Origin of the sequence: Streptomyces sp. NBRC 110035, from assembly GCF_000829695.1 — a bacterium.
Taxonomy (GTDB): Bacteria; Actinomycetota; Actinomycetes; order Streptomycetales; family Streptomycetaceae; genus Streptomyces.
On sequence record NZ_BBNN01000030.1, the window covers coordinates 1 to 22573 of the forward strand.

Sequence of the window (22573 nt, forward strand, 5' to 3'; positions counted from 1 at the left end):
GCGCGGCCGAAAGGCCATGGACGACCTCGGCGTCCTGCCCGCCTTCACCGGCATCCTGGTCACCGACGCCCTGGCCTCCTACACGGTCCACGGCGACGCCGCGGCCCTGTGCGGCGCGCATGCCCTGCGCGAGCTGATCGCGGTGACCGAGGACAAGCACCACGACTCGGCCTGGGCCCAGGCGGTGATCGACGTCCTGATCGACGCCAAGGACGGCGTCGCCCTCGCCCTGGCCGACGGACACGACGCACTCGCTCCCGAAGTGCCGGCCGGCTTCCAGGACCGCTACCGCCAGGCCACGTTGTGCGGCATCGCAGCCCACCCCTATACCGGTTATACCGGTACCGGGCCCCGGTCCAAGGCCCGCGCGCTGGCCGAGCGACTGCGTGACCGCACCCGGGAGTACCAGCGGTACATGGTCAACTTTGGCGTCCCCTTCGACAACAACCAGGCCGAACGAGACCTGCGGATGATCAAGGTGCAACAGAAGATCTCCGGATCCTGGAGGACTCTGACCGGCGCGAGGCGCTTCGCCCGGATTCGCTCCTACATCTCCACCGTCCGCAAACACGACATCAACCCACTCGCTGCCCTACACGACCTCTTCGCCGGACGGCCATGGATGCTGCCTACAACCAGCTGAAATCCCTGAACAGTCACCGGGGAGGTGGGTAAAGGCCATGGAGCCGACCGACCCCACCGGTGCTGGGGACTGTAAATCGTTCGGCTCTGTTCCGTAGTCGGTGGTGACGGCTGGTGATGGGCGTCGTTGACGTTGTATGCGAGATATCAACTCCCTTGTGGCAACGGTGTTTTCAGGGCTCTCGGCGCTGGTCATCGAGGATGTGGCGGACGACGGCGAGGTGATCCGGGCCTTGGCCCGGACCCGGGATGTTCCCTTTCCCTGCCCGATGTGCGGGGTCCCGACGGGGAAGGTGCACGGATACCACGTCCGGACCGTTGCAGATGTGCCGGTCGATGGCCGCCAAGTCGTGGTCAACGTCCGGGTACGACGTCTGGTCTGCCCGGTCCTGGGCTGTCGGCGGCAGACCTTCCGCGAGCAAGTCCCTGGGTTGATCGAGCGACTTCAGCGCCGCACCACGCGTCTGACCAGCCAGGTCTCGGGCGTGGTCAAGGAGTTATGCGGCCGGGCGGCCGCCCGGCTCACCCGGTTACTGGCCGTGCCCGTATCGTTCGCCACCGCCCTGCGGGTGCTGCGAGGAATCCCCCCGCCGACGCTGCGGATCCCGAGAGTGATCGGGGTCGATGACTTCGCCCTGCGCCGCCGGCACCGCTACGCCACGATCATCATCGATGCCGAGACCGGGGAACGCATCGATGTCCTGCCCGACCGCGAAGCCGCCACGTTGGAGGCATGGCTGCGCGGTAGGAAAGGCATCGAAGTCGTGTGCCGGGACGGCTCGGCCACCTACGCCGAGGCGATCCGCCGGGCCCTGCCCGACGCGGTGCAGGTCAGCGACCGCTGGCATCTGTGGCGGAACCTGTGCGACAAAGTCCTGGCCGAGGTCCGCGCCCATGCCCCCTGCTGGGCCACTGTCAACCCGCCCCGGCCCGGCGGCGTCCGCGAGCAGACCACCCGCGAGCGCTGGCACAAAGTCCACGCCCTCCTCGACTTCGGCGTCGGCCTGCTCGACTGCTCCCGCAGACTGAACCTTGCCCTGAACACCGTCAAGCGCTACGCCCGCATCCCTGAATCGCCCGCGGATCGCATCGGCCCCCCGCTACCGGCCCACCCTGGTCGACCCCTACCGCGACCACCTGCGCCGACGCCGGTCCGACAACCCGGCCGTTCCCGTCACGCACCTCCTGCACGAGATCAGGGAACTGGGCTATACCGGCAGTGCCAACCTGCTGGTCCGCTACCTCAATCAGGGCCGCGCCGAAGGCGACCGCCCCGTGACAACCCCCCGCCGCGTCGCCCGGCTCCTGCTCACCCACCCCGAGCGCCTGTGGACCAAGGACACCGACCTGCTCGGCCTCCTCGCCGCGGCGTGCCCGGAGATGACCGCACTCGCCCGACTCACCGGCGAGTTCGCCGCGTTCCTGACCCCGGCCCAGGCCAACGACGACAAGCTCACCCAGTGGATCGCCGCAGTCCGCACCGCTGGCCTGCCCCACCTGCACAGCTTCTGCAACGGCCTCGAACTCGACCGCGCCGCCGTGAACGCCGGCCTCACCCTGCCCCACCACAACGGCCGGACCGAGGGCGTCAATACCCGAACCAAGAAGATCATGCGGCAGATGCACGGCCGAGCAGGATTCGACCTCCTCCGTCACCGCATCCTCCTGCAATAAGGAGCACGCACCGTCACCACCGACTACGGAACAGAGCCGTTTGATTGACAGACCCGACGACTGCTGCTGTCGCGGGCGGGTCGTCGGGGTCGTCGTCGGTTAGGCCGAGGGCGTGGTTCAGGGTGTCGATGGCTTGGCGTTGGAGACGGAGCCTTACGTGGGCGTAGACGCCGGCGGTGACGCCGATGTGGGCGTGGCCCAACAGCTCCTTGATCACGACGAGGTCGACGCCCTGTTCCAGGAGCAGAGTGGCGGTCGAGTGGCGGAGATCGTGGAAGCGGATGCGCCGGAGCCCGGATCGGTCGAGGAAGCTGCGGAAGCGCCGGGTGAGGTTGGCCGGGTCGAGAGGTCCGCCCGTCGGGGTGGTGAAGACGAGGCCGCTGTCTTTCCAGTCCGGCCCTGCCGTCTCGCGTTCCTTGTCCTGCTGTTCCTTGTGCTCCTTGAGGGAGTAGAGGCATTCGGTCGGTAGAGCGATGCGGCGTTCAGATGCGAGGGTCTTGGTGGGCAGCGCAGTGAGGCCCCCGGTACGGGGGCGCTGGAGCGAGCGGCGGATGGCGGCCGTCCCGGCGTTGAGGTCGAGGTCTTCCCAGTGGGGGCCGAGGAGTTCGCCTTTGCGGAGTCCGGTCCGGCGGCTTCCCAGCGGCTGTCCTTGCGCTGGTAGACGGCGCCGTCGCCGTTGGCGCGGACGCGGCGGGAGGCGGGGGTGTCGCGGTGTGTGGTCATCAGGCGGCGGCTTCCTGGTCGAGGCGGGTGCGGATGAAGGCGGCCAGCGCGTGGGCAGGGATGCGGCGGGCGCGGTCGAGGGTGATCGAGGCGAGCTGGCGGGTGCGGAGCAGGTCGTAGACGGCGGAGCAGCCGAGCTGGAGGCGCGCCATCACCTGGGGCACCGTGAGCAGATCCAGCGTCGGCGCCGCCTTCGCGTGGAGGACGGCAGTCGGGGGTGAGGCCATCAGCAGCCCCCTTCGGCCGCGAACTGCCGTTCCAGTTGCTTGCGGTGCCGGACGTGGGCGGCGAGGAGGGTCACGCCGGGGCTGTAGCCCGAGCCGAGGTAGTCCCAGCGGCCGACGACGAGCGTGGTCGTCGGGTCGGACTCGGGCAGTCCGGAGTGGACGCGGGCCTGTTCGGTGCGCCAGGCGCGGCGGGCGGCGCGCAGCGCGCCGAGGGTGGTGGAGTGGCTGCGGGACTTGGTGGAGAAGTGGCCCCGGAAGCCGAGCATGTGCGCCCACTTCCGGAGCTTGAGGTGGGCGAACTCCGGCAGCTTGCCCAGTTCCCAGCAGGTGCGGATCATCCGTCGCACATGCCGGGCGACGGCGAGCCGGGACAGCGGCCGGGCCTGCCCGGTGCTGTCGCACGCGGTGCACGGGAGCGGGGTGCCGTGGGGCAGCACGGTGGCGCCGCGTCCCTGGCAGGGGCGGCAGAACAGGGCACGGCCGAGGGTGCCGGAGACGTCGGCGGACTTGGTGGCGTACTGCGCCGCACAGGCGGCCACCGCCTGGTCGGTGAATTCGGCGTCAGCGCCGAAGGCGGCGATCTCACGTACGTCGAACTGTTCGCCCCAGGAGAGTTCGCGTTCCCCGACCGTATCCGAGGCGACCGTGACGCGGACCCGCGCGGCGGCGGCAGCGCGGGCGGCCTTGGTGAGTACGGCGACGGTGGCGTACGGCGGCGGGGGCTGGCTGCTGCCGTCGGGGCCGTCGAGCCGGATGACGGCGTGGAAGTGGACCAGTCCGCGAGCTGAACCCGCACTGCAGCGTCACCGGCACGATGTCATGAGCCTGGCGATTCCCGGCCCGTCAAGATCCTCCAGTGCCACCCGTCGCCCGGAGACGGCCAGCAGCAAGGAAAGCGCGGGTCCCCTGACTTCCGGACCGTCTCCGATGGACAGGTCGGTGTCCACTGCCGTGAGCCGGACACGGGCTGTCAGCTCCTTGGCTCCGCCGAAAGACGCAGGAGTACGAGCTTGTAGGCGCAGCGCTCGGGTGACAGCCTCCGGCGGGTAGGAGTGGGTGAGCCCCAGTGCCCTGCGGATGTCCTCACCGTGGACGACCTCCTCGACGAGCCGGCTGTCCAGGGGCGCCGGGGGGGTCGACCTCCGCGACGCCACCTGCCGAAGCCGCTGCAACGTCTCCTGCGGTGAGGCACCACGCTCGCGTTCCACACCGCGTGCGTTCTGACGGTCGAAGTCGAACCGCTCCCGGACAAGGCCGACCACGAAACCAAGGCGTGTCGTCCGAGCCGAGTGGACCAGATGGGCGGCCACGTCATGCACGGTCCACCCCTCGCAAAGCGACGGCTGCCCCCACCGCTCGTCATCGAGGTGCGCGAGGTCATCAATCAGCGCCGCACGCTCCGTATGCACCATCGGCCAGATGTCGTTGTTCATTGGCTTCTCCTTCACTCAACCACAGCGTTCGCCCCCCGTAGGACTCCCGGCACTGCGGGAACTCATCGCTCGGTGAGCGTGACCGGGACCACCCGGAACCACGTGCTTCTCGTGCTTATGGGGGCGTCTGCCAGAGCGTGTATCGGAGATGGGGTGCCGTTCGCCGGCAATCCACAGGCCCCTGTGCCGAGCGGCTGCTCGGATTCAGGACCGTCTCACCTCGCACCGCCACCCCTCGGCAGTGGCCCCGCCTCCGGCGGGGCCACTGCCGCATCCAAGGCCGTCACCCGCACCCGACCCCGCAATCCGCGTCTTCAAGAACACGCTCTTTTAGGCGATCTCTTCCGTTCCTGTGGGGGGTTGGCGGGGCACGGGGACGTCCCACTCGGCATACACCGTCTTGCCCACGGTCCGTGGTTCCCAGCCCCACCGTGTGGACAGCGCGTCGACCAGCAGGAGTCCGCGTCCGAACTGGTCGGCGGTGCTTCCGGTCGGGCGCGGGTGCGGTAGCCGCTCGCCACGCGGGTCGCTCACTTCCACGCGCAGAGTGTTCCGGCCGAGGGTGATGTGTACACGGACGAACCGGCCCCGGACGCTGCCGTGCAGCAGGGCGTTGGTCATCAGCTCCGACACGACGAGGGCGACGTCCCCGGCCAGGTTCGACTGCCCCCATTCGGTGCCGAGCCGGGCCGCTCTGCGCCGGGCGAGCGGGACGCTGCGCTGGGTGGGGGTGTAGGTGAGGAGGTCCTCCTGGAGGACCGGTTCGGGCGTGGAGCCGGGCTCGGGTGCGGCACAGGGTTCGGGTACGGGCATGGGGGCGCGTCTCCCGGTACGGGCGGCGGTGGCTCTGCCGCGCCTGCGCGGGGGCAGGCGGTGCACTTCCACCGAGGGCGGGGCCGCACGGCGAGCGGCCGGGTGCTGAACGTAGCGAGTCGGTCGCACTGAGTGCAACTGGATCGGAGGCAATTGTCTCCATGATTCCCTGTGTCGAGTTGATTCCGGCACCATGTGGGGGTGAAACGAACTGCGCAACTGGGTAACCGGTCGTCAACTGTCCTGGGCCGCAGACTTGGTGGGGAGCTCCTCCGTCTGAGGGATGCGGCGGCCAGGACTCAGCAACAGGCCGCTGAGGTCATCAGCGCCACCAACTCCAAGATCGTCAAAATGGAACGCGGCTGGGTGCCGATGCGTGATCCGGACATCCGTGCGCTGTGCGAGTTCTACGGCCTGACGGACCAGAAGGCGGTGGTCCAGTTGCTGGAACTCGCCAGGCTGGACCGTGAGAGGCGCAAGGCGAAGGGATGGTGGCAGGACTCGCCGCACCCGGGTGCGCTGACCGAGTACCTCGCCATGGAGGACGCCGCGAGTCGGGTGCGTACCTGGCAGCTTTCGCTGGTGCCGGGACTGTTCCAGACGCCCGAGTACGCACGGTCGCTGGCGGTCAGCGAAAGGGTCGGCTCTTGGGAGGACCCTGCGGAGATCGAGCGGATCGTGGACATCCGGATGCGCAGGCAGGACCGTCTGGTGGGGGAACACCCGCTCGACGTGTACGCCGTGGTCTGGGAGGCGGCGCTGCGACAGCTGATCGGTGGCTCCTCGACGATGCGCCGACAGCTGGAACGTCTTCTGGAGGTGGCCGAACTCGGGAACGTCCGGCTTCAAGTCCTTCCGTTCCACGCAGGAGGACATCCATGCATCACGGGCCCGTTCACCATCCTGTCGTTCGACGAGACCGAGGCGGTGGACGTGGTCCAGGCCGACACCATCGCCTCCAGCGTGTGGGTGGAGAACGAGGCGGCGAGCAGCGAGTACAGCGACCTCTTCGACCGCACGGCCCGGCGGAGCCTTGCGCCTCGTGACTCCGTCCGGCTCATCGACACCATCCGACAGGAGATGTGACCGGTGCCCGAATTCGACTTCGTGAAGTCCAGTTACAGCAACACCTCCGGCGAATGCGTGGAGGTCGCCCTCGACGCCCCCCACGCCGTGGCCGTGCGGGACTCCAAGGACCCCGACGGTCCAATACTGTGCCTCGCCGCGGCGACCTGGGCGGAATTCACCGCGTCGCTGGGCTGACTGCAGCAGCGGTCTTGGCCTGCGTCAAGCACGGCGGCACGGCGGCCATGCCCCGGTCCCCGGCGGACCTCCGTTCCCCGGTGCCGGGGTATGGCCGTCGCGCCGCCGCTCAGGCGTACCGCAGTTGGGACGGGTCGGCCGAGCGGTTCAGCAGGGGGAGGGCCGTTGCCGAGGCCAGGAGGCAGGCCGCGTAGGCGGCCGGGGGGCCAGGGCAGAGACGGTGCCGCCGCCAGCGTTGCCGTAGCCGGTGCCGAACGCCAGGCCGCCGATGCCCGCGAGGAGCAGTGCCGGTGCCAGGGGCAGCGCGGCGCGGGTGACAGCGGGGAGAGCCGCTGACCGGCGGGGGCAGTGCGTGCCAGACTGACGACATGACCACTGACGCACTGCGTCTGACCGCCGCGATCACCCACGAGGGCGAGTGGTACGTGGCACGCTGCCTCCAGGTCGAGGTCACCTCCCAGGGCGAGACCGTCGAGGAGTCTCTGGAGAACCTTCGCGAAGCGCTGGAGCTCTACTTCGAGGACGCCCCCGCCCCCGAGGTCACCGACGTGATCACGGCCCCCGTCGAAGTGCGGCGCGCCGCGTGAGCCCCGCCGTCCCCACGGGCCTCTCCGGAGCCGTGGTGGCCAAGGCCCTGGAGCGGGGCGGGTTCGAGCACATCACCACCCGTGGCAGCCACGCCAAACACCGCAGCGGAGAGCGGATCGTCATCGTCCCCCTCCACCGCAGCCTCGCCCCCGGCGCCCTCCGTTCGGTCCCCTGCCAGCCGGTGGAATGCGCCCGTCAGTCCGCGACCGCGTACGCCTCCGCCGACCACAGCGAGTAGCCGTACCGCGTCGCGCGGCTCTCGCCCTGGACGCGGACGTGGCGGACGGCGGGTTCGTCCATGCGGAGCGTCTCCCGGCCGCCGGCGCTGTCCGTCACCGATGCCGCCGTGCGCCAGCTGTGGCCGTCGGCGGAGACCTCGACGCGGTACGCCGACGGGTGGGCGTCCTGCCAGTGCAGGTCGACCCGGCCCAGCCGCACCGGGCTCTCCAGCTCGACCTGCCACCAGGAGTCGTCCTCGACCGGGGACGACCAGCGCGTCGCGGGGTCCCCGTCGTTCGCCGCCGAGGCGGGGAAGTCGGGCGTCTCGTCGGCCGAGGAGGTAGCCGTGCCGGTACGGGCCAGGTCGGGGCCGGCGGTGCGCGGGACGGCGTTGACCGTCAGGGTCCGGGTCGCCCCGCCGAAGCCGAGCCGCACCTCGTACGACCGGGCCGGTGTCCCCGGCGCCACCGTCACCTCGACCGGCACCTCCACGGGCGTGCCGCGCGGGACGGTCAGGGTGTTCTTCGGTACGCCCACCTTCACGCCCTTCGGCGCCTCGACGGTCACCTTGCCGCGCACCTTTCCGGGCAGCAGCGAGCCCAGCGTGGCCGTCAGCCGGCGGGTGCCGCCGATGTCGGTGTCCAGGGTCCCGTCCGCGAGGTCCGGCAGCTTCAGCGAGGCGCCGGGCTCGTCCGTGAACCACGGCACGACGTGCCGTATCCGGGAGGCGTCCGCGCCGGTGACGCGGACGGCGCCGGCCGGGCCGTCCACCCGCAGCTCGGTGGCGCCGGACGCGGCCAGCGTGCCCAGGCTGCGCCAGCCCGCGCCCGGGGCGTGGATCTCGACGGTCCCCGTGGTGCCTGGCTCGGCCAGGACCGTCACCGTGCTCAGGTCCCGGACCCGGGGCAGCTGGAGCACGCCGTCGTCCGTCCGGCCGCCGGACCCGGCGGTCGCCTCGCGGCCGATGCCCGCCCAGGTCTCGTACGCGTTCCGCGCCCGGTCCAGGAACGGGTCCAGGACGCCCTTGCCGACCGTCACCCGGGCCGGCTTCAGTCCCGCCCGCTGCCCGGCCAGCTTCCGGTACGCGGTCCAGGCGGCGCCCGCGTCGTCGGACTCCTGCGCGCGCAGCATGTCCAGCGCGGTCACGCCGGCCTCCCCGTACCGGGCCAGCTGCCCGGTCCAGGGGGCGACCTCGGTGGCGAGGGAGGCGGTGCGCGGGTGGCCGGCCAGGGTGTCGGGCAGTTCGCGCAGCACCGTGAAGGCCGCGCGCAGCCGCTTCTCGGCCGCGCGGCCGTCGTCGCCGCCGGCGTCCGCGCGGGTCCGCCAGAACTCCTTCAGCAGCGGCCGCAGGTACGCCGACTCCTCGGCGCCGAGGACCGAGGACGCGTCGTTGCCCGCCAGCGCGGACAACGCCTCGTCCAGCTCGGGGTCGCCGCCCGCGAGATCCGCGATCGCGGCCCGCCAGGACTCCTGGGGGCGGTAGTCGCGCGGGTTCCAGGCGAAGTCGGCGGCCGTGAACAGGGGGATGCGGGACGCCTCGGGCTGCTCCATCGCGTTCGAGAGGAGGGCGGCCGAACCGGCGGCCACGGCGGGCTCGCGGCCCTGGTAGGGGCCGAGGAAGATCCGGCCGGGGGCGAAGTCGTTGACCGGGTAGTTGTCCATGGTCACCAGCGGGCGCGCGAACACCTGCCGCGCCTCGGCCAGGTCGCCGCCGGTGATGGTGCTCGGCACCACCCCGACCCCGGTCCACGCCACCTCCACCCCGGAGTCCAGGGCGTCCGAGAGGGCCCGCCGGTACTCGGTCGACCCCTCCTCGTAGTACTCGGTCGGCATCAACGACAGGGCGGCGGAACCGGGGTGGCGGTCCGCCAGGTGGCGGGCCACCGCGTTCGCCACGTACGCCTGGGCGCGGGCGGCGGCGTCCGGGCCGGAGCCGAAGAGGTCCGCGTCCGCGCCGCAGTGCCACTCGCTGTAGCTGACGTCCTGGAACTGCAGCTGGAAGGCGCGGAAGCCCAGCGCCCACATCGCGTCCAGCTTGCGGGTCAGCGCCCGCAGGTCGTCGTCCGAGGCGAAGCACATCGCCTGGCCCGGCGACACCGCCCAGCCGAGCGTGACGTGGTTGCTCCGGGCCCGCTCCGCCAGCTCCCGGAACTGGGCGCGCTGCCGGTCCGGGTACGGCTCGCGCCAGCGGGCCTGCCGGTGGAGGTCGTCGCCGGGCGCGTACAGGTACCGGTTCTGCTTGGTGCGGCCCATGAAGTCCAGCTGGTCCAGCCGCTGCCGGTGCGTCCACGGGGTGCCGTAGAAACCCTCGGTGATGCCGCGCACGGCGGTGCCCGGCCAGTCGCGTACGACGGCGGCGGTGAAGGTGCCGTCGGGGCGCAGGAGCTGACGCAGCGTCTGGACGGCGTGGAACAGGCCGTCCTCGCCCGCCCCGGTGAGGGCGACCGCTTCCTCGCCGACGGTCAGCGTGTAGCCACCGGAGGGAAGGGAGCGGAGGTCCTGCTGGCGGGAGCCCGCCGGCCGGTCCGCGCCCATCCGCACCACGAGCGCCCCTGCGGGCGCCTTGCCGCCGGGGGCGGTGAACCGGCGTGCGCCGGCTTCCCGCAGCAGCTCCCGCAGGGCGGCGACGGCACGGGGGTCGGCCGACGGGTCGGCGGTCAGCGCGACCTCGGCGGTCACCGCGACCGGGGCGCCGTCGGCCCGCAGGGACTGGGGGCGGGGCCAGACGGCCAGGCCCGCCTCCGCCCGGTCGGGAACGGGGGACGTGGTCGTCCCGGGAACGGACGGCGCCGCCACCGAGACGGGCGCGACGCCCAGAGTTCCGGCGACGACCGCGAACGCGAGAGCGACCGCGCTCTTCCCACGCCGTAGCTGCAAGGCCCCTCCCGAGGAGACAGAACCGTCCCGATCATCCATTGGCACGCCCGGAGCCCACCATTGTGCTCCGGGCGTGTCAACGGCAGTGGCCGTTGTGGCAGGTTTGTCCGCATGCGGGACGTGGGAACGGGAACACCATGTGAGCAGGAGCACGTTGTACGGATTGGTATGCCTGCCTTCGCGTCCGCTGGGTAGGGGCAGCGAGGAACGCGCCGAACGGCGCATCCGTACACGAACCGTGACGACGAGGAGGCCCTCCGTGGCTGCTGCACCCGCGTTCCTTCTGGCCCCGCCCATGTCCAAACCCGGGGCGGAGCCGTCCGCCGCCTTCGAAGACCTGCACAGCGCGGAGGCCGAGGGTCTGCAGGCCTGCGTCTTCAGCGCGGAGGGTCCGTGCGCGGGGGTCCCGCTCACCAGCGAGCCCCCGCTGCTCGACGCCGAACCCCTCACCAGCGAGCCCCCGCTGGCCGACGCCGCCCCCCTGACCAGTGAGTCCGACGCCGCCATGGACGCCACCGGACTCGACTCCTTCCCGGCGCAGTACGTCCCGGAGCCCTAGTGGCCGCGCCCGGACCGGCCGAGCCGCCTTCCGAGTCGCCCTCCGACCCTTCCGAGCTTCCCGCGCCGCCTTCCGCACCGCCGTCCGGGCCGTCCTGCGAGCCGCCGTCCGGGTGGTTCTCCGGGCCGACTTCCGCACTCCCGGACGACCTCTCCCGGCTCGCCGCCCTGCACGGCGTCGCCACCTCCTACAACCCGTCGCCGGACCGCACCGTCGCCGCCTCGGCCACCGCCGTCACCCTCGCCCTGGCCGCCCTCGGGGTGGACGCGGAAACCCCCGGGGCCGTCCGCGACGCGCTCGCCGCCCGCGAGCGGGAGCTGGCCGGGCGGCTGCTGCCGCCCACCGTGGTCGGCTGGGGCACCGGCACGCCGCCCGCCCTGGACGCGCTCCCCGAGGGCACCCGGCTGCTCGTGCGCACCGAGCAGGGAGAGACCCGCGTCTCGGCCGCCGGCCTCCCGCCCGGCGTGCACCGGGTGAGAGCCACCGCGCCCGACGGCCGCACCGGCGAGGCCCACCTGATCGTCGCCCCGCCCCGGCTGCCCGCGCCCCCGGCCCGCTCGTACGGCCTTCTCGTCCAGCTGTACTCGCTCCTCTCCCGCCGCTCCTGGGGCATGGGCGACCTCGCCGACCTCGGCGAACTCGCCGCCTGGGCCGGCCGTGCCCTCGGCGCCGGATTCGTCCAGATCAACCCGCTGCACGCGGCCGTCCCCGGCACCCCGACCGACCCGTCCCCGTACCGTCCGTCCTCCCGGCGCTTCCCGGACCCGGTCCATCTGCGGATTGAGGACGTTCCGGAGTTCGCGTACGTGCCGGTCGGTGCGGGGGCCGGGAAGGCGGCCGAGGGCGGGGCCCGGCCGGGGGACCCGATGGCGGACCTGCTCCGGCGGGCCGCGGAACTGCGCGAGGCGGTGCTGGACAGGGGCGCGCTGATCGACCGCGACGCCGTCTGGGCGACCAAGAAGGCCGCACTCGAAGCGGTCGTGGACGGGGTGCCGCTCGGCCCCGGCCGCCACGCCGCCTACTGCGACTTCCTCGCCGAGCAGGGCCAGGCCCTGGAGGACCACGCCACCTGGTGCGCGCTCGCCGAGGTGCACGGCCCCGACTGGCACGGCTGGCCGGCCGGACTGCGCGACCCGCGCTCGCCGGAGACCGCGCGGGCCCGCCGCGAGCTGATGGCCCGCGTCGACTTCCACTCCCGGCTGGCCTGGCTCACCGACACCCAGCTCAGGGCGGCCCAGCACGCCGCGCGCGAGGCCGGGATGCCGCTCGGGATCGTCCACGACCTCGCGGTCGGCGTGCACCCCGGGGGCTCCGACGCCTGGGCCCAGCAGGACACCCTCGCCGCCGGCATGTCGGTCGGCGCGCCCCCGGACGCCTTCAACGCGCGCGGCCAGGACTGGGGCCTGCCGCCCTGGCGCCCCGACCGGCTCGCCGCCTGCGGCTACGCGCCGTTCCGCGCCCTGCTCCGGGCCCTGTTCCGGTACGCGGGAGCCCTGCGCATCGACCACGTCATGGGTCTGTTCCGGCTCTGGTGGGTGCCCCTGGGGCAGCCGCCCACCGAGGGCACGTACGTCCGCTACGACGCCGAGGCGATGCTCGCCGTCCTCGTCCTGGAGGCCTCCCGCGCCGGGGCGGTGGTGATCGGCGAGGACCTGGGCACGGTCGAGCCCGGCGTACGCGAGGCGCTGCGCGCACGCGGGGTGTACGGGACGTCGGTGCTCTGGTTCGAACGGGCCTGGGAGGGCGACCGCCGTCCGTTGCCTCCGGAGACCTGGCGCGCCGACTGCCTGGCCACCGTCACCACCCATGACCTGCCGCCCACCGCGTCCCGCCTCACCGGCGAACACGTCGAGCTCCGCGACGGCCTCGGCCTGCTCACCCGCCCCCTGTCGGAGGAGCGCGCGGAGGCCGCCGCCGACACGGCGGAGTGGCTGGACCTGCTGACCGAACTGGGCCTGCTGCACGGCCCCGGCGGCCCGGTGGGCCCCGGCGGCCCCGGCACGGGGGGCGCCGTCACCACCGAGGAGGAGGCACGCGTCCAGGCCGTCCACCGCTACCTGCTGCGCACCCCCGCCCGGATGATCGGCGTCTGGCTCCCCGACGGTGTCGGCGACCGGCGCCCGCAGAACCTCCCCGGAACCTGGGACGAGTACCCGAACTGGCGCCTGCCGATCGCCGACGCGCGGGGCCGCCCGATGACCCTGGAGGACCTGACGGCGTCCCCGAGACTGCACGCGCTGCTCGACGTGGTCCGCACCCGCACCGGCCGGCCGGCCGGAGGGGCGGTCGAGCCCTGAGCCGGGACGGACGAGGCCCGGGGCCGCCGGACGGGTGAGGCCCGGGGCCGGACGGGCGAGAGGCACGGGGGCGAAACGGGGTGGAACCGGACATACGCAGGCCGGCCGGGGGTGCGTGGGCCACCCCGGACGCGCGGGCCCCGCGGCTGTTCGCTACGTTGGCACCGTGGACAAGACGAACGCCCTGCGCGCCGGCGCCCTGGCAGCCGGTACGACGCTGATGATGCTGCTCATGACGTCCCCCGCGCTCGCGCTCACCCGCGACGACGGCGACGACCCCGGCACGGGTCTGAGCGTGATCGAGACGCTGGGGCTGTACGTCGTGGCCCCGATCGTGCTCTTCCTGGCCATCACGGGCCTGGTGATGGTCCTCGACAAGTCGCACAAGAAGAAGGACACGACCAGCTCCAACATCAGCACCACGGCCGAGGCCAAGGCCTGACCCGGCCGTTGTCCCGCACCCTTCCCGAAGGCGCCGCCCCACCACCCGTACCCGCGTTCCGCGGTAGGGCGGGGGCGGCGCCTTCGGCGTGCGCGGGCCCTCCTACGGCTGTGAACGCTCGGTCGCGAGGAGCAGCTCGCGGAGCAGGCCGGTGAGCTGTCGGGCGCGGTCCGGGGGGAGGGCGGCCAGGGCCTCGGTCTGGACGGCGAGCCCCGCGCCGACCGCCTGGTCGACGACGGCGAGCCCCTGTTCGGTGAGGGTCACCTGCAGGCCCCGGCGGTCGTGGGGGTCGGGGGAGCGCCGCAGCAGCCCCGCGCGCTCCAGCTTGTCGAGGCGGCCGGTCATCCCGCCGGTGGTGAGCATCAGGGTGCCGGAGAGCTGGCGGGGCGAGAGCGTGTAGGGCTCACCGGCGCGGCGCAGCGTGGCGAGGACGTCGAACTCGCCCCGGGCGATCCCGTACCGCGCGTACGCCTTCTCGACGCGGTCGCCCATGGCGCGCGAGAGCCGGTGGACGCGGCCGAAGACCTCCATGGCGGTGGTGTCGAGATCGGGCCGGACGCCGGCCCACTGCTCGGCGATCGCGTCCACGGGGTCCTTGCGGTCTCCGCCGTCTCTGCCGTCCGTGCCGTCCGTGCGCTGCTCGGGGCGTGCGTTCATGGCGTCGAGTATCGGCCGCTCCTCGCTCACCCGCAAGAAAGAAGCTCGAAGGTAAGTCGCTTGCTGCTAAGCTACTTTCTGTCGACCTGATGAGAGAGGTGCGCCCGACCGTGACCGCGACCCGATCCGCGCCGACGGGAGGACCGGTGACGAGGGCGATCCTGCTCACCGCCCTGGCCCCCGTCTCCTGGGGCACCACGTACGCCGTCACCACCGAACTCCTCCCGCCGGACCGCCCCCTCTTCACCGGCCTGATGCGTGCCCTGCCCGCCGGACTGCTGCTGCTCGCGTCGGCCGGGGTGCTGCCGAAGGGCGCGTGGTGGTGGAAGGCGGCGGTGCTCGGCGCGCTCAACATCGGGGCGTTCTTCCCGCTGCTGTTCCTCTCCGCGTACCGTCTGCCCGGCGGCCTGGCGGCGGTGGTCGGCTCGGTGGGCCCGCTGTTCGTGGCCGGCCTCGCGGGGCCGCTGCTGGGCCGGCGCCCGACCGCGCGCACGCTGCTCACGGGGATGGTGGCCGCGCTCGGGGTGAGCCTGGTCGTCCTGAAGGCGGCGGGGGCGCTCGACCCCCTCGGGGTGGCGGCGGCGCTCGCCTCCACGGCGTCCATGTCCACCGGCACGGTGCTGACGAAACGCTGGGGACGCCCGGAGGGCGTGGGCCCTCTCGCCCTGACCGGCTGGCAACTGACCGCGGGCGGCCTGCTCATCGCCCCGCTCGCCCTGTTCGTCGAGGGCGCCCCGCCGGCCCTGGACGCCCCGGCGGTCGGCGGCTACCTCTACCTGGCCCTCGTGAACACGGCCCTCGCGTACTGCCTCTGGTTCCGGGGCATGGGCCACCTCTCCGCCACCCAGGTCACCTTCCTGGGCCCCCTCTCCCCCCTGACCGCGGCCGTACTCGGCTGGGCAGCCCTGGGCGAGACCCTCACCCCGCTCCAACTGGCAGGCATGGTGCTGGCGTTCGGCGCGACGGTGGCGGGCCAGCTCGCGCCGGCGCCCCGGCGGAAGGCCTCCTGGCGCACGGGGGCGGCCTCGGACACCGCAGGGCGTGAACGCGACGCGCCGGTGTCGGCGTGAAGAACTGCGGCGGCGCGGGTCTCCCGGTCGCGAGCAGCGACGTGTCGTTCGCGCCACGCGGGGCGAAAGTGGTGTGAACGAACGTTGCCCCCCTGTTCCGCGACGCGCAGCCTGGGAGTCCGCGGGAGCGCTCCCACGCGTCGGACCCCGCAGGAGACCGGTCGCGCCCGCTGCCCGGAGAAGCACCAGAAGCACCAGATGCGCCAGAAGCACCACCGCCGTGCACACGTCCTCGTTTCTGGAGCCGACATGCTACGACGCCGCTGGACCGGACCCCTTCTGCTGGCCCTCCTGCTGACCGTCCTGGCCCCCTTGCCCGCCGCGGCCCGGCCCGCCGGGGCTGCCGCCTCCGCAGCCGCGGATCCCGTGCCGCTCCGGACGGGCACGGCCAAGGGCGCCCCGACCGTGCCCCTGCCGTCGCTCGGCGCGACCACCACCCAGGTCGCCCGCGGGCTGAGACGGCCCACCGCCCTCGTCGGCCCCGACGACGGCACGGACCGGCTGTTCATCACCGAGAAGTCCGGCACCGTCCGGGTCTACCACCCGGACACCGGCCTGGCTGCGGCCCCGCTCGTCGACATCACCTCGGCCGTGGACGAATCGGGCAACGAGCGCGGCCTGCTCGGCATCGCCCTCCCGCCCGACTTCGCCGCCAGCCGGAACCTGTACCTGGCGTACACGGCACGGCCCGACGGCGCGGTCACCCTCGCCCGTTACCGGCTCGACGAGTCCCGCCTGGAGGTCCTGCTCTCCCAGGAACACGCCGAGTACAACAACCACAACGGCGGCCAGCTCGCGTTCGGCCCCGACGGCAACCTGTACTGGAGCATCGGCGACGGCGGCGGCTCCGGGGATCCCTTCCGCTCCGGCCAGCGGCTGGACACCCTGCTGGGCAAGATCCTGCGGATCGACGTGAGCCGTGGCTGCGACCCGCTTCCCTACTGCGTCCCCGCCGACAACCCCTTCGTGGACACGGACGGCGCCCGCGAGGAGATCTGGCTGTACGGGCTGCGCAACCCGTGGCGGTTCTCCTTCGACGACGCCGACGGCTCGATGTGGATCGGCGACGTCGGCCAGGGCCGGTGGGAGGAGATCGACCACCTCGCCCCGGGACAGGGCGGGCTGAACCTCGGCTGGTCCTGCTACGAGGGGCTGGAGAGATTCGAGGACGGCGACTGCGCGCCCGGTGAGACGTACACCGAGCCGGTCTTCACGTACTCCCCGTACACCGGCGGCTGCTCGGTCATCGGCGGCCACGTCTACCGCGGCCAGAAGTACGCAGACCTGGCCGGCGGCACGTACATCGCCACCGACTACTGCTCGTCCACGGTCTGGGCGCTGCGCCCCGACGGCAGCGGCGGCTACGAGCAGGCCGAGATCGGGGAGATGCCCACCCAGGTGACCTCGATCGGTACGACCGCCGACGGGGAGTTCTACGTGGTCAACGATCTGCCCGGCGGCCTGCACCGGGTGTCGTTCGCACGGGAGGAACCCACCTGCCGGGTGGACCGTACGGTGACGACCTGGGGTACCGGCACGACGGTCGACCTCACCGTCACCAACACCGGCGGCACCCCGGTGAACGGCTGGACGCTGGAGTTCCCCCTGACTCTCGGGCAGACCGTCGTCTCCGACTGGAACACGGACCTGACCCAGGGAAGCAACGTGATCAAGGCGACCGACGCCTCGCACAACGCCACGATCGCTCCGGGCGCGAGCATCACCCTCGGCTACCTCGCCGGCCACACCGGCGACGCGTCACCTCCGCCCCGGTTCACGCTCAACGGGGACGCCTGCGCCGTCGGCCGCTGAACCCCCGGCGCGGCGCCCGCGTGGCGCCGTCGGGCTCCTCGTGCGGCGCCGGAGTCCGGCCCGGTTGCCCCGAAGGCGAAGGGCTGAGGGAACACCAGGGGCGCCCGGCGCGGCACCGGGCGCCCCTGGCACTCGTACGGGTTACGCCCGTTCGGCCGCCGCGTCCGCGGCCTGGGCGCGCAGGGCGCGTTCCACGCCCGCGCGGGACTCGGAGACCAGGCGGCGCAGGGCCGGGGTCGGTTCGGCGGAGGCCAGCCAGGCGTCCGTCTTCTCCAGGGTCTCGTCAAAGACCTGGACCGCCGGGTAGAGGCCGACCGCGATCTGCTGGGCCATCTCGTGCGAGCGGGACTCCCAGACGCCGGCCAGCGCCTCGAAGTACCGGTCCGTGTACGGCTCCAGCAGCTCGCGCTGGTCGGTCTGGACGAAGCCGGCGATGACCGCCTCCTGGACCGCGTTCGGCAGCTTGTCGGACTCCACGACCGACGCCCACGCCTCCGCCTTGGCCTCCTCGGTCGGCCGGGCGGCGCGCGCGGTGGCGGCGTGGCGCTCGCCGGCGGCCGTACGGTCCCGCTCGTACTCCGAGGCGATCTCCGCCTCGTCGAACCGGCCCACCGCCGCGAGCCGCTGCACGAACGCCCAGCGCAGCTCGGTGTCGACGGCCAGGCCCTCGATCGTCCGGGTGCCGTCCAGCAGGCTCTCCAGGAGGTCCAGCTGCTCCGGCTTGCGCGCCGTCGCGGCGAACGCGCGCGCCCACGCCAGCTGGTGGTCGCTGCCCGCCCCGGCGGCCCGCAGATGGGCCAGCGTGGCCTCCGTCCAGCGGGTGAGCAGCGTCTCGCGGGAGGACGGGGCGGCGTACAGGTCGATCGCCAGCTTCACCTGGCGGTGCAGCGACTGCACCACGCCGATGTCCGACTCCTTGCCGATGCCCGAGAACACCAGCGACAGGTAGTCGCGGGTGGCCAGCTCGCCGTCGCGGGTCATGTCCCAGGCCGACGCCCAGCTCAGCGCGCGCGGCAGGGACGCCTCGAAGTCGCCCAGGTGCTCGGTGACGAAGGCCAGCGACCGCTCGTCCAGGCGGACCTTGGCGTACGACAGGTCGTCGTCGTTGAGCAGCACGACGTCCGGGCGCGCCCTGCCGACGAGCTCCGGTACGGCGGTCAGCTCGCCGTCGACGTCCAGCTCGACCCGGTCGACGCGCACCAGCCTGCCGCTCGCCCCGTCCAGGTCGTACAGGCCGACCGCGATCCGGTGCGGGCGCAGGACCGGCTCGCCCTTGGCGCCGGCGGGCAGCGCGGGGGCCTCCTGGCGGATGGCGAAGGAGGTGATGGTTCCCGTGCCGTCCGGGCCGTCCGTCTCGATCTCCGGGCGCAGCACGTTGATGCCGGCCGTCTCCAGCCACTTCCGCGACCAGGTGCTCAGGTCGCGGCCGGAGGTCTCCTCCAGGGCGCTCAGCAGGTCGGGCAGGCGCGTGTTGCCGTACGCGTGGCGCTTGAAGTACGCCTGCACGCCGCTGAAGAACGCGTCCGTGCCGACGTAGGCCACCAACTGCTTGAGGACCGAGGCGCCCTTGGCGTACGTGATGCCGTCGAAGTTGACCAGCACGTCGTCCAGGTCACGGATGTCGGCCATGATCGGGTGCGTGGACGGCAGCTGGTCCTGGCGGTAGGCCCAGGTCTTCATGGAGTTCGCGAACGTCGTCCACGAGTGCGGCCACTTCGAGCCCGGCGCCTCCGCCTGGCAGGCGGCCTCGGCGTAGGTGGCGAACGACTCGTTCAGCCACAGGTCGTTCCACCACTCCATGGTGACCAGGTCGCCGAACCACATGTGGGCCAGCTCGTGCAGGATCGTCGCGGCCCGCCCCTCGTACGCCGCGTCCGTCACCTTCGACCGGAAGACGTACTGGTCGCGGATGGTGACCGCGCCCGCGTTCTCCATCGCGCCCGCGTTGAACTCCGGCACGAACAGCTGGTCGTACTTCCCGAAGGGGTACGGGTAGTCGAACTTCTCCTGGAACCACTCGAAGCCCTGCCGGGTGACCTCGAAGATCGCGTCCGCGTCGAGGTACTCGGCGAGCGAGGGCCGGCAGTAGATGCCGAGCGGCACCGACTGGCCGTCCTTCTCGTACACGCTGTGCACGGAGTGGTACGGGCCGACGACGAGCGCCGTGACGTACGTCGACATCCGCGGGGTCGGCTCGAACTCCCAGACGTTGTCACGGGGTTCGGGGGTGGGCGAGTTGGAGACGACGGTCCAGCCGTCCGGCGCCTTCACGGTGAACCGGAAGGTCGCCTTGAGGTCGGGCTGCTCGAAGCTCGCGAACACCCGGCGGGCGTCCGGCACCTCGAACTGGGTGTAGAGATAGGCCTGGTCGTCCACCGGGTCCACGAACCGGTGCAGTCCCTCACCGGTGTTGGTGTACGCGCAGTCGGCGCTCACCCGCAGGACGTTGCGGCCCGGGAGCAGACCGGGCAGGGCGATGCGGGAGTCCGTGAAGACCCCGGCGGGGTCGAGGGGGTCCCCGTTGAGGGTCACCTCGTGGACGGTGGGGGCCACCAGGTCGATGAAGGAGTCCCCTCCGTCCCCGGAGACGTCGAAGCGCACCGTGGTCACGGACCGGTAGGTGCCGCCCTCCTGCGCGCCGGAGAGGTCGAGATCGACCTCGTACGAGTCAACGGTCAGCAGTTTCGCCCGCTGCTGCGCCTCTTCGCGAGTCAGGTTTGTGCCAGGCACGCGGTCATCTCCTCGTTATGTGTGGGTTGCGTCATCCTTCCACGCCACCGGCTCGGAACGCGATGTCCATTTCCCGCCGGTGGCGTGCCCGGTCGGGCACGGTTCCGAACCCGTGACAGCGGCCCATACCCCCCCACCCCGTCCCTGCACAGGCCCTGAAAGAACCGCGCACCATGGACGACGCGGGCCGCTCCCCGGTCCCCCGCACCGACAACGAGGGCGGCGCCCCGCTCCGCTGCTGCCTGCGCCGCGGCGAAGCGGGAGAGCTGATCACCCTGGTCACCTACGCCCTCTGCGTCGCTGGGCGGCACACACGGGCGCCGACCCGGGCCCGTACGACGAGCGGGGGCCGGTCTTCCTCCACGCCGAGGAGCGTGCGGGACCGCAGGGCGACGACGGCCTCCCCTTCACGGCCGCCCACCGTGTCCTCCGCCGCCACGCCTCCGCCGCCACGCCTCCGACGGCACCATCCTGGGCGGCCGCCTGGTGGACACCCCGGACGGCTTCGGACCCGCCCTCACGGAGGCCTTCACCGACCCGGCCGTCGCCCTCGTCCACGTCCGCGCGGTGGAGTACGGCTGCTTCCTCCACGAGGTGCGGCGAGACAGCCGGCCGTGACTGTCCCGTCCGCCGCCGACGAGGTGATTGATCAGTTGTGACGCGAGGATCAAGATGTTCCTACTTGGGCAAGGGCACGGCACGGAAAACGGTAGCCCTGGACTTCCTGCCCCGGGTAGCATTGAGGGTATGAAGATCAGTGTGAGTCTGCCCCAGGAGGACCTGGCCTTCGTCGACGAGTACGCCGCCCGTACGGAGGCCGAGTCCCGGTCGGCCGTGATACATGCCGCCATCGAGTTGCTCAGGCAGGCGCAGCTCGAGCAGGAGTACACGGAGGCTTTCGCCGAATGGGACGGGAGCGAGGATGCCCGGCTGTGGGACCGGGCGAGCGGAGACGGGATCACCGATGAGGCGTGGTGACATCTACATGGTGGACCTGGAACCGGCGCGGGGCAGCGAGGCCAACAAGGTCAGGCCTGCCGTGATCGTCTCCAACGACGCCGCCAACGAGTCCGTCGTACGGAACAACCGGGGAGTTGTGACCGTGGCGCCGCTGACGTCCAACACCTCTCGCGTCCTGACGTTCCAGGTTCTTCTGCGCTCGGAGGAGAGCCGTCTGCCGAAGGACTCCAAAGTGCAGTGCGAGCAGGTCCGTGCCATTGCGCCGGAACGTCTGATGCACAGGGTCGGCGCCGTGCCGCGGCAGCGCATGACCGAGATCGACGTGGCGCTGCGGCGGCATCTGGCGCTGTGAGGATGCGCAGAGGGGGCGTCCGCCGGCCGGCCGGCGGACGCCCCCTCGTAACGGCTGTCGGTTACCGCTTGAGCTCGGCCGCCACCAGTTCCGCGATCTGGACCGCGTTCAGGGCCGCGCCCTTGCGGAGGTTGTCGTTGGAGACGAAGAGGGCCAGGCCGTTGTCGACCGTCTCGTCGCGGCGGATGCGGCCGACGTAGGACGGGTCCTGGCCCGCCGCCTGCAGCGGGGTGGGGATGTCGGTGACGACGACACCGGGGGCGTCGGCCAGCAGCTCGGTCGCGCGCTCCGGGCTGATCGGGCGGGCGAAGCGGGCGTTGATCTGGAGGGAGTGCCCGGAGAAGACCGGGACGCGCACGCAGGTGCCGGAGACCTTCAGGCCGGGGATGTCCAGGATCTTGCGGGACTCGTTGCGCAGCTTCTGCTCCTCGTCGGTCTCGTTGAGGCCGTCGTCCACGACGTTGCCGGCGAGGGGCAGCACGTTGAAGGCGATGGGGCGCTTGTAGACGGCCGGCTCCGGGAAGTCGACCGCGCCGCCGTCGTGGGTCAGCCTGTCGGCGTCGGCGACGACCTTCTGGGTCTGGCCGTGCAGCTCCGCCACGCCCGCGAGACCGGAACCGGACACCGCCTGGTACGTGGCGACCACCAGCGCGTCCAGGCCCGCCTCGTCGTGCAGCGGACGCAGCACCGGCATCGCGGCCATCGTGGTGCAGTTCGGGTTGGCGATGATGCCCTTGGGACGGTTCGCGATCGCGTCCGGGTTCACCTCGGAGACGACCAGCGGAACCTCGGGGTCCTTGCGCCACGCGGACGAGTTGTCGATCACGACCGCGCCCTGCGAGGCGACCTTCTCGGCCAGCGCCTTCGACGTCGTACCGCCCGCCGAGAACAGCACGATGTCCAGACCGGTGTAGTCGGCGGTGGACGCGTCCTCCACCGTCACGCCGTCCAGCTCCGTCCCCGCCGAGCGGGCCGAGGCGAACAGGCGCAGCTCCGTGACCGGGAAGTTCCGCTCCTTGAGGATGCTGCGCATGACCGTGCCCACCTGACCGGTGGCTCCGACGATTCCGACCCTCACGACGTCTCCCTCACTGCGTTCTGCGTCATACGACGTATACGGCGTACCTGTGCCCTTTGCCTGCCGGCCGGGGCATTTCCATCATGCGGCCGACCACGGCCCGCCTGTCCAGTTCTTTGCGCCCCCTGCCCGCACAGTGGGACGCACCGGCATCCCC

The 22573-nt window shown here is 72.2% G+C and carries 20 protein-coding genes and 3 pseudogenes; 14 read left to right on the forward strand and 9 right to left on the reverse strand.

Annotated elements, in window-relative coordinates; translation table 11 throughout:
- Positions 1-643 (forward strand): transposase (locus TU30_RS20065; protein ID WP_042172220.1); only part of this gene is annotated, 643 nt, incomplete at its 5' end.
- 166 nt (positions 644-809) lie between these two features.
- Positions 810-2316, forward strand: a pseudogene (locus TU30_RS20070) (ISL3 family transposase).
- Positions 2317-2329: 13 nt separating this feature from the next.
- On the opposite strand, the pseudogene TU30_RS34315 reads toward TU30_RS20070, so the two are convergent.
- From TU30_RS34315 to TU30_RS20100, 5 genes and pseudogenes are all read right to left on the reverse strand, one after another.
- Positions 2330-3031: pseudogene (locus TU30_RS34315) on the reverse strand (site-specific integrase); the annotation flags it as partial.
- Positions 3032-3038: 7 nt separating this feature from the next.
- A complete protein-coding gene (locus TU30_RS20080; RefSeq protein ID WP_042171882.1) occupies positions 3039-3266 on the reverse strand; it encodes a helix-turn-helix domain-containing protein in 228 nt (75 codons plus the stop codon).
- Complete coding sequence (locus tag TU30_RS34320; protein WP_370626686.1) at positions 3266-4042, reverse strand: replication initiator; 777 nt, start codon at positions 4040-4042, stop codon at positions 3266-3268. The genes TU30_RS20080 and TU30_RS34320 overlap by 1 nt, the downstream gene beginning before the upstream one ends.
- Before the next feature lie 27 nt (positions 4043-4069).
- The gene (locus tag TU30_RS20095; RefSeq protein ID WP_042171887.1) at positions 4070-4699 is read right to left on the reverse strand and encodes a maleylpyruvate isomerase family mycothiol-dependent enzyme; all 630 of its coding nucleotides are present in this window, start codon (positions 4697-4699) and stop codon (positions 4070-4072) included.
- 330 nt (positions 4700-5029) lie between these two features.
- A complete protein-coding gene (locus TU30_RS20100; protein WP_042171889.1) occupies positions 5030-5512 on the reverse strand; it encodes an ATP-binding protein in 483 nt (160 codons plus the stop codon).
- Positions 5513-5713: 201 nt separating this feature from the next.
- Between TU30_RS20100 and TU30_RS20105 the strand changes: the two genes are divergently transcribed.
- From TU30_RS20105 to TU30_RS20115, 4 genes are all read left to right on the forward strand, one after another.
- Positions 5714-6598 carry a DUF5753 domain-containing protein gene (locus TU30_RS20105; RefSeq protein WP_042172225.1) on the forward strand — a complete coding sequence of 295 codons (885 nt, stop codon included), beginning with the start codon at positions 5714-5716 and terminating at the stop codon, positions 6596-6598.
- 3 nt (positions 6599-6601) lie between these two features.
- On the forward strand, positions 6602-6775 hold the full coding sequence (locus tag TU30_RS33235; RefSeq protein WP_062189646.1) for a DUF397 domain-containing protein: 174 nt from the start codon (positions 6602-6604) through the stop codon (positions 6773-6775).
- 368 nt (positions 6776-7143) lie between these two features.
- Complete coding sequence (locus TU30_RS20110; RefSeq protein ID WP_052479869.1) at positions 7144-7362, forward strand: type II toxin-antitoxin system HicB family antitoxin; 219 nt, start codon at positions 7144-7146, stop codon at positions 7360-7362.
- Entirely contained in the window at positions 7359-7601 is a 243-nt protein-coding gene (locus TU30_RS20115) for a type II toxin-antitoxin system HicA family toxin (protein ID WP_042171894.1), read from the forward strand. The genes TU30_RS20110 and TU30_RS20115 overlap by 4 nt, the downstream gene beginning before the upstream one ends.
- On the opposite strand, the gene TU30_RS20120 is transcribed toward TU30_RS20115, so the two are convergent.
- Positions 7559-10459, reverse strand: coding sequence for a beta-N-acetylglucosaminidase domain-containing protein (locus TU30_RS20120; protein WP_042171896.1), 2901 nt, complete (start codon positions 10457-10459; stop codon positions 7559-7561). The genes TU30_RS20115 and TU30_RS20120 overlap by 43 nt on opposite strands.
- A gap of 295 nt (positions 10460-10754) precedes the next feature.
- Here TU30_RS20120 and TU30_RS20125 point away from each other — a divergent pair, with 295 nt between their 5' ends.
- From TU30_RS20125 to TU30_RS20135, 3 genes are all read left to right on the forward strand, one after another.
- Positions 10755-11018 carry a hypothetical protein gene (locus tag TU30_RS20125; protein ID WP_042172227.1) on the forward strand — a complete coding sequence of 88 codons (264 nt, stop codon included), beginning with the start codon at positions 10755-10757 and terminating at the stop codon, positions 11016-11018.
- Positions 11019-11185: 167 nt separating this feature from the next.
- Entirely contained in the window at positions 11186-13315 is a 2130-nt protein-coding gene (gene malQ, locus TU30_RS20130; protein ID WP_042172229.1) for a 4-alpha-glucanotransferase, read from the forward strand.
- Between the two features lie 166 nt (positions 13316-13481).
- Positions 13482-13757: a hypothetical protein gene (locus TU30_RS20135; RefSeq protein ID WP_042171898.1), complete on the forward strand. Its 276-nt coding sequence runs from the start codon at positions 13482-13484 to the stop codon at positions 13755-13757.
- 102 nt (positions 13758-13859) lie between these two features.
- Here TU30_RS20135 and TU30_RS20140 read toward each other — a convergent pair whose 3' ends face one another.
- Entirely contained in the window at positions 13860-14414 is a 555-nt protein-coding gene (locus TU30_RS20140; RefSeq protein WP_042171899.1) for a MarR family winged helix-turn-helix transcriptional regulator, read from the reverse strand.
- Between the two features lie 146 nt (positions 14415-14560).
- Here TU30_RS20140 and TU30_RS20145 point away from each other — a divergent pair, with 146 nt between their 5' ends.
- Positions 14561-15484 (forward strand): EamA family transporter, encoded by a 924-nt coding sequence (locus tag TU30_RS20145; protein WP_042171901.1) that lies wholly within the window; start codon positions 14561-14563, stop codon positions 15482-15484.
- A 198-nt stretch (positions 15485-15682) separates the two neighbouring features.
- On the forward strand, positions 15683-17296 hold the full coding sequence (locus TU30_RS20150) for a PQQ-dependent sugar dehydrogenase (protein WP_234307922.1): 1614 nt from the start codon (positions 15683-15685) through the stop codon (positions 17294-17296).
- A 141-nt stretch (positions 17297-17437) separates the two neighbouring features.
- On the opposite strand, the gene pepN is transcribed toward TU30_RS20150, so the two are convergent.
- The gene (gene pepN, locus TU30_RS20155; protein WP_042171905.1) at positions 17438-20026 is read right to left on the reverse strand and encodes an aminopeptidase N; all 2589 of its coding nucleotides are present in this window, start codon (positions 20024-20026) and stop codon (positions 17438-17440) included.
- 173 nt (positions 20027-20199) lie between these two features.
- On the opposite strand from pepN, the pseudogene TU30_RS20160 reads away from it, so the two are divergent.
- From TU30_RS20160 to TU30_RS20170, 3 genes and pseudogenes are all read left to right on the forward strand, one after another.
- Positions 20200-20644, forward strand: a pseudogene (locus TU30_RS20160) (DUF1203 domain-containing protein).
- 129 nt (positions 20645-20773) lie between these two features.
- Positions 20774-21004, forward strand: a complete 231-nt coding sequence (locus tag TU30_RS20165; protein WP_042171908.1) for a ribbon-helix-helix domain-containing protein — start codon at positions 20774-20776, stop codon at positions 21002-21004.
- Positions 20991-21338, forward strand: a complete 348-nt coding sequence (locus TU30_RS20170) for a type II toxin-antitoxin system PemK/MazF family toxin (RefSeq protein ID WP_042171910.1) — start codon at positions 20991-20993, stop codon at positions 21336-21338. Before TU30_RS20165 ends, TU30_RS20170 begins: the two co-directional genes overlap by 14 nt.
- Before the next feature lie 61 nt (positions 21339-21399).
- Here TU30_RS20170 and TU30_RS20175 read toward each other — a convergent pair whose 3' ends face one another.
- Positions 21400-22416 (reverse strand): aspartate-semialdehyde dehydrogenase, encoded by a 1017-nt coding sequence (locus TU30_RS20175; RefSeq protein WP_042171912.1) that lies wholly within the window; start codon positions 22414-22416, stop codon positions 21400-21402.
- Positions 22417-22573 lie beyond the last annotated feature (157 nt).

Coding starts and splice junctions, on each gene's coding strand:
- TU30_RS20080 (WP_042171882.1), bottom strand. CDS start 3,266: ATGGCCTCACCCCCGACTGCCGTCCTCCACGCGAAGGCGGCGCCGACG.
- TU30_RS20095 (WP_042171887.1), bottom strand. CDS start 4,699: ATGAACAACGACATCTGGCCGATGGTGCATACGGAGCGTGCGGCGCTG.
- TU30_RS20100 (WP_042171889.1), bottom strand. CDS start 5,512: ATGCCCGTACCCGAACCCTGTGCCGCACCCGAGCCCGGCTCCACGCCC.
- TU30_RS20110 (WP_052479869.1), top strand. CDS start 7,144: ATGACCACTGACGCACTGCGTCTGACCGCCGCGATCACCCACGAGGGC.
- TU30_RS20125 (WP_042172227.1), top strand. CDS start 10,755: ATGTCCAAACCCGGGGCGGAGCCGTCCGCCGCCTTCGAAGACCTGCAC.
- TU30_RS20140 (WP_042171899.1), bottom strand. CDS start 14,414: ATGAACGCACGCCCCGAGCAGCGCACGGACGGCACGGACGGCAGAGAC.
- TU30_RS20150 (WP_234307922.1), top strand. CDS start 15,683: ATGCGCCAGAAGCACCACCGCCGTGCACACGTCCTCGTTTCTGGAGCC.
- TU30_RS20165 (WP_042171908.1), top strand. CDS start 20,774: ATGAAGATCAGTGTGAGTCTGCCCCAGGAGGACCTGGCCTTCGTCGAC.
- TU30_RS20170 (WP_042171910.1), top strand. CDS start 20,991: ATGAGGCGTGGTGACATCTACATGGTGGACCTGGAACCGGCGCGGGGC.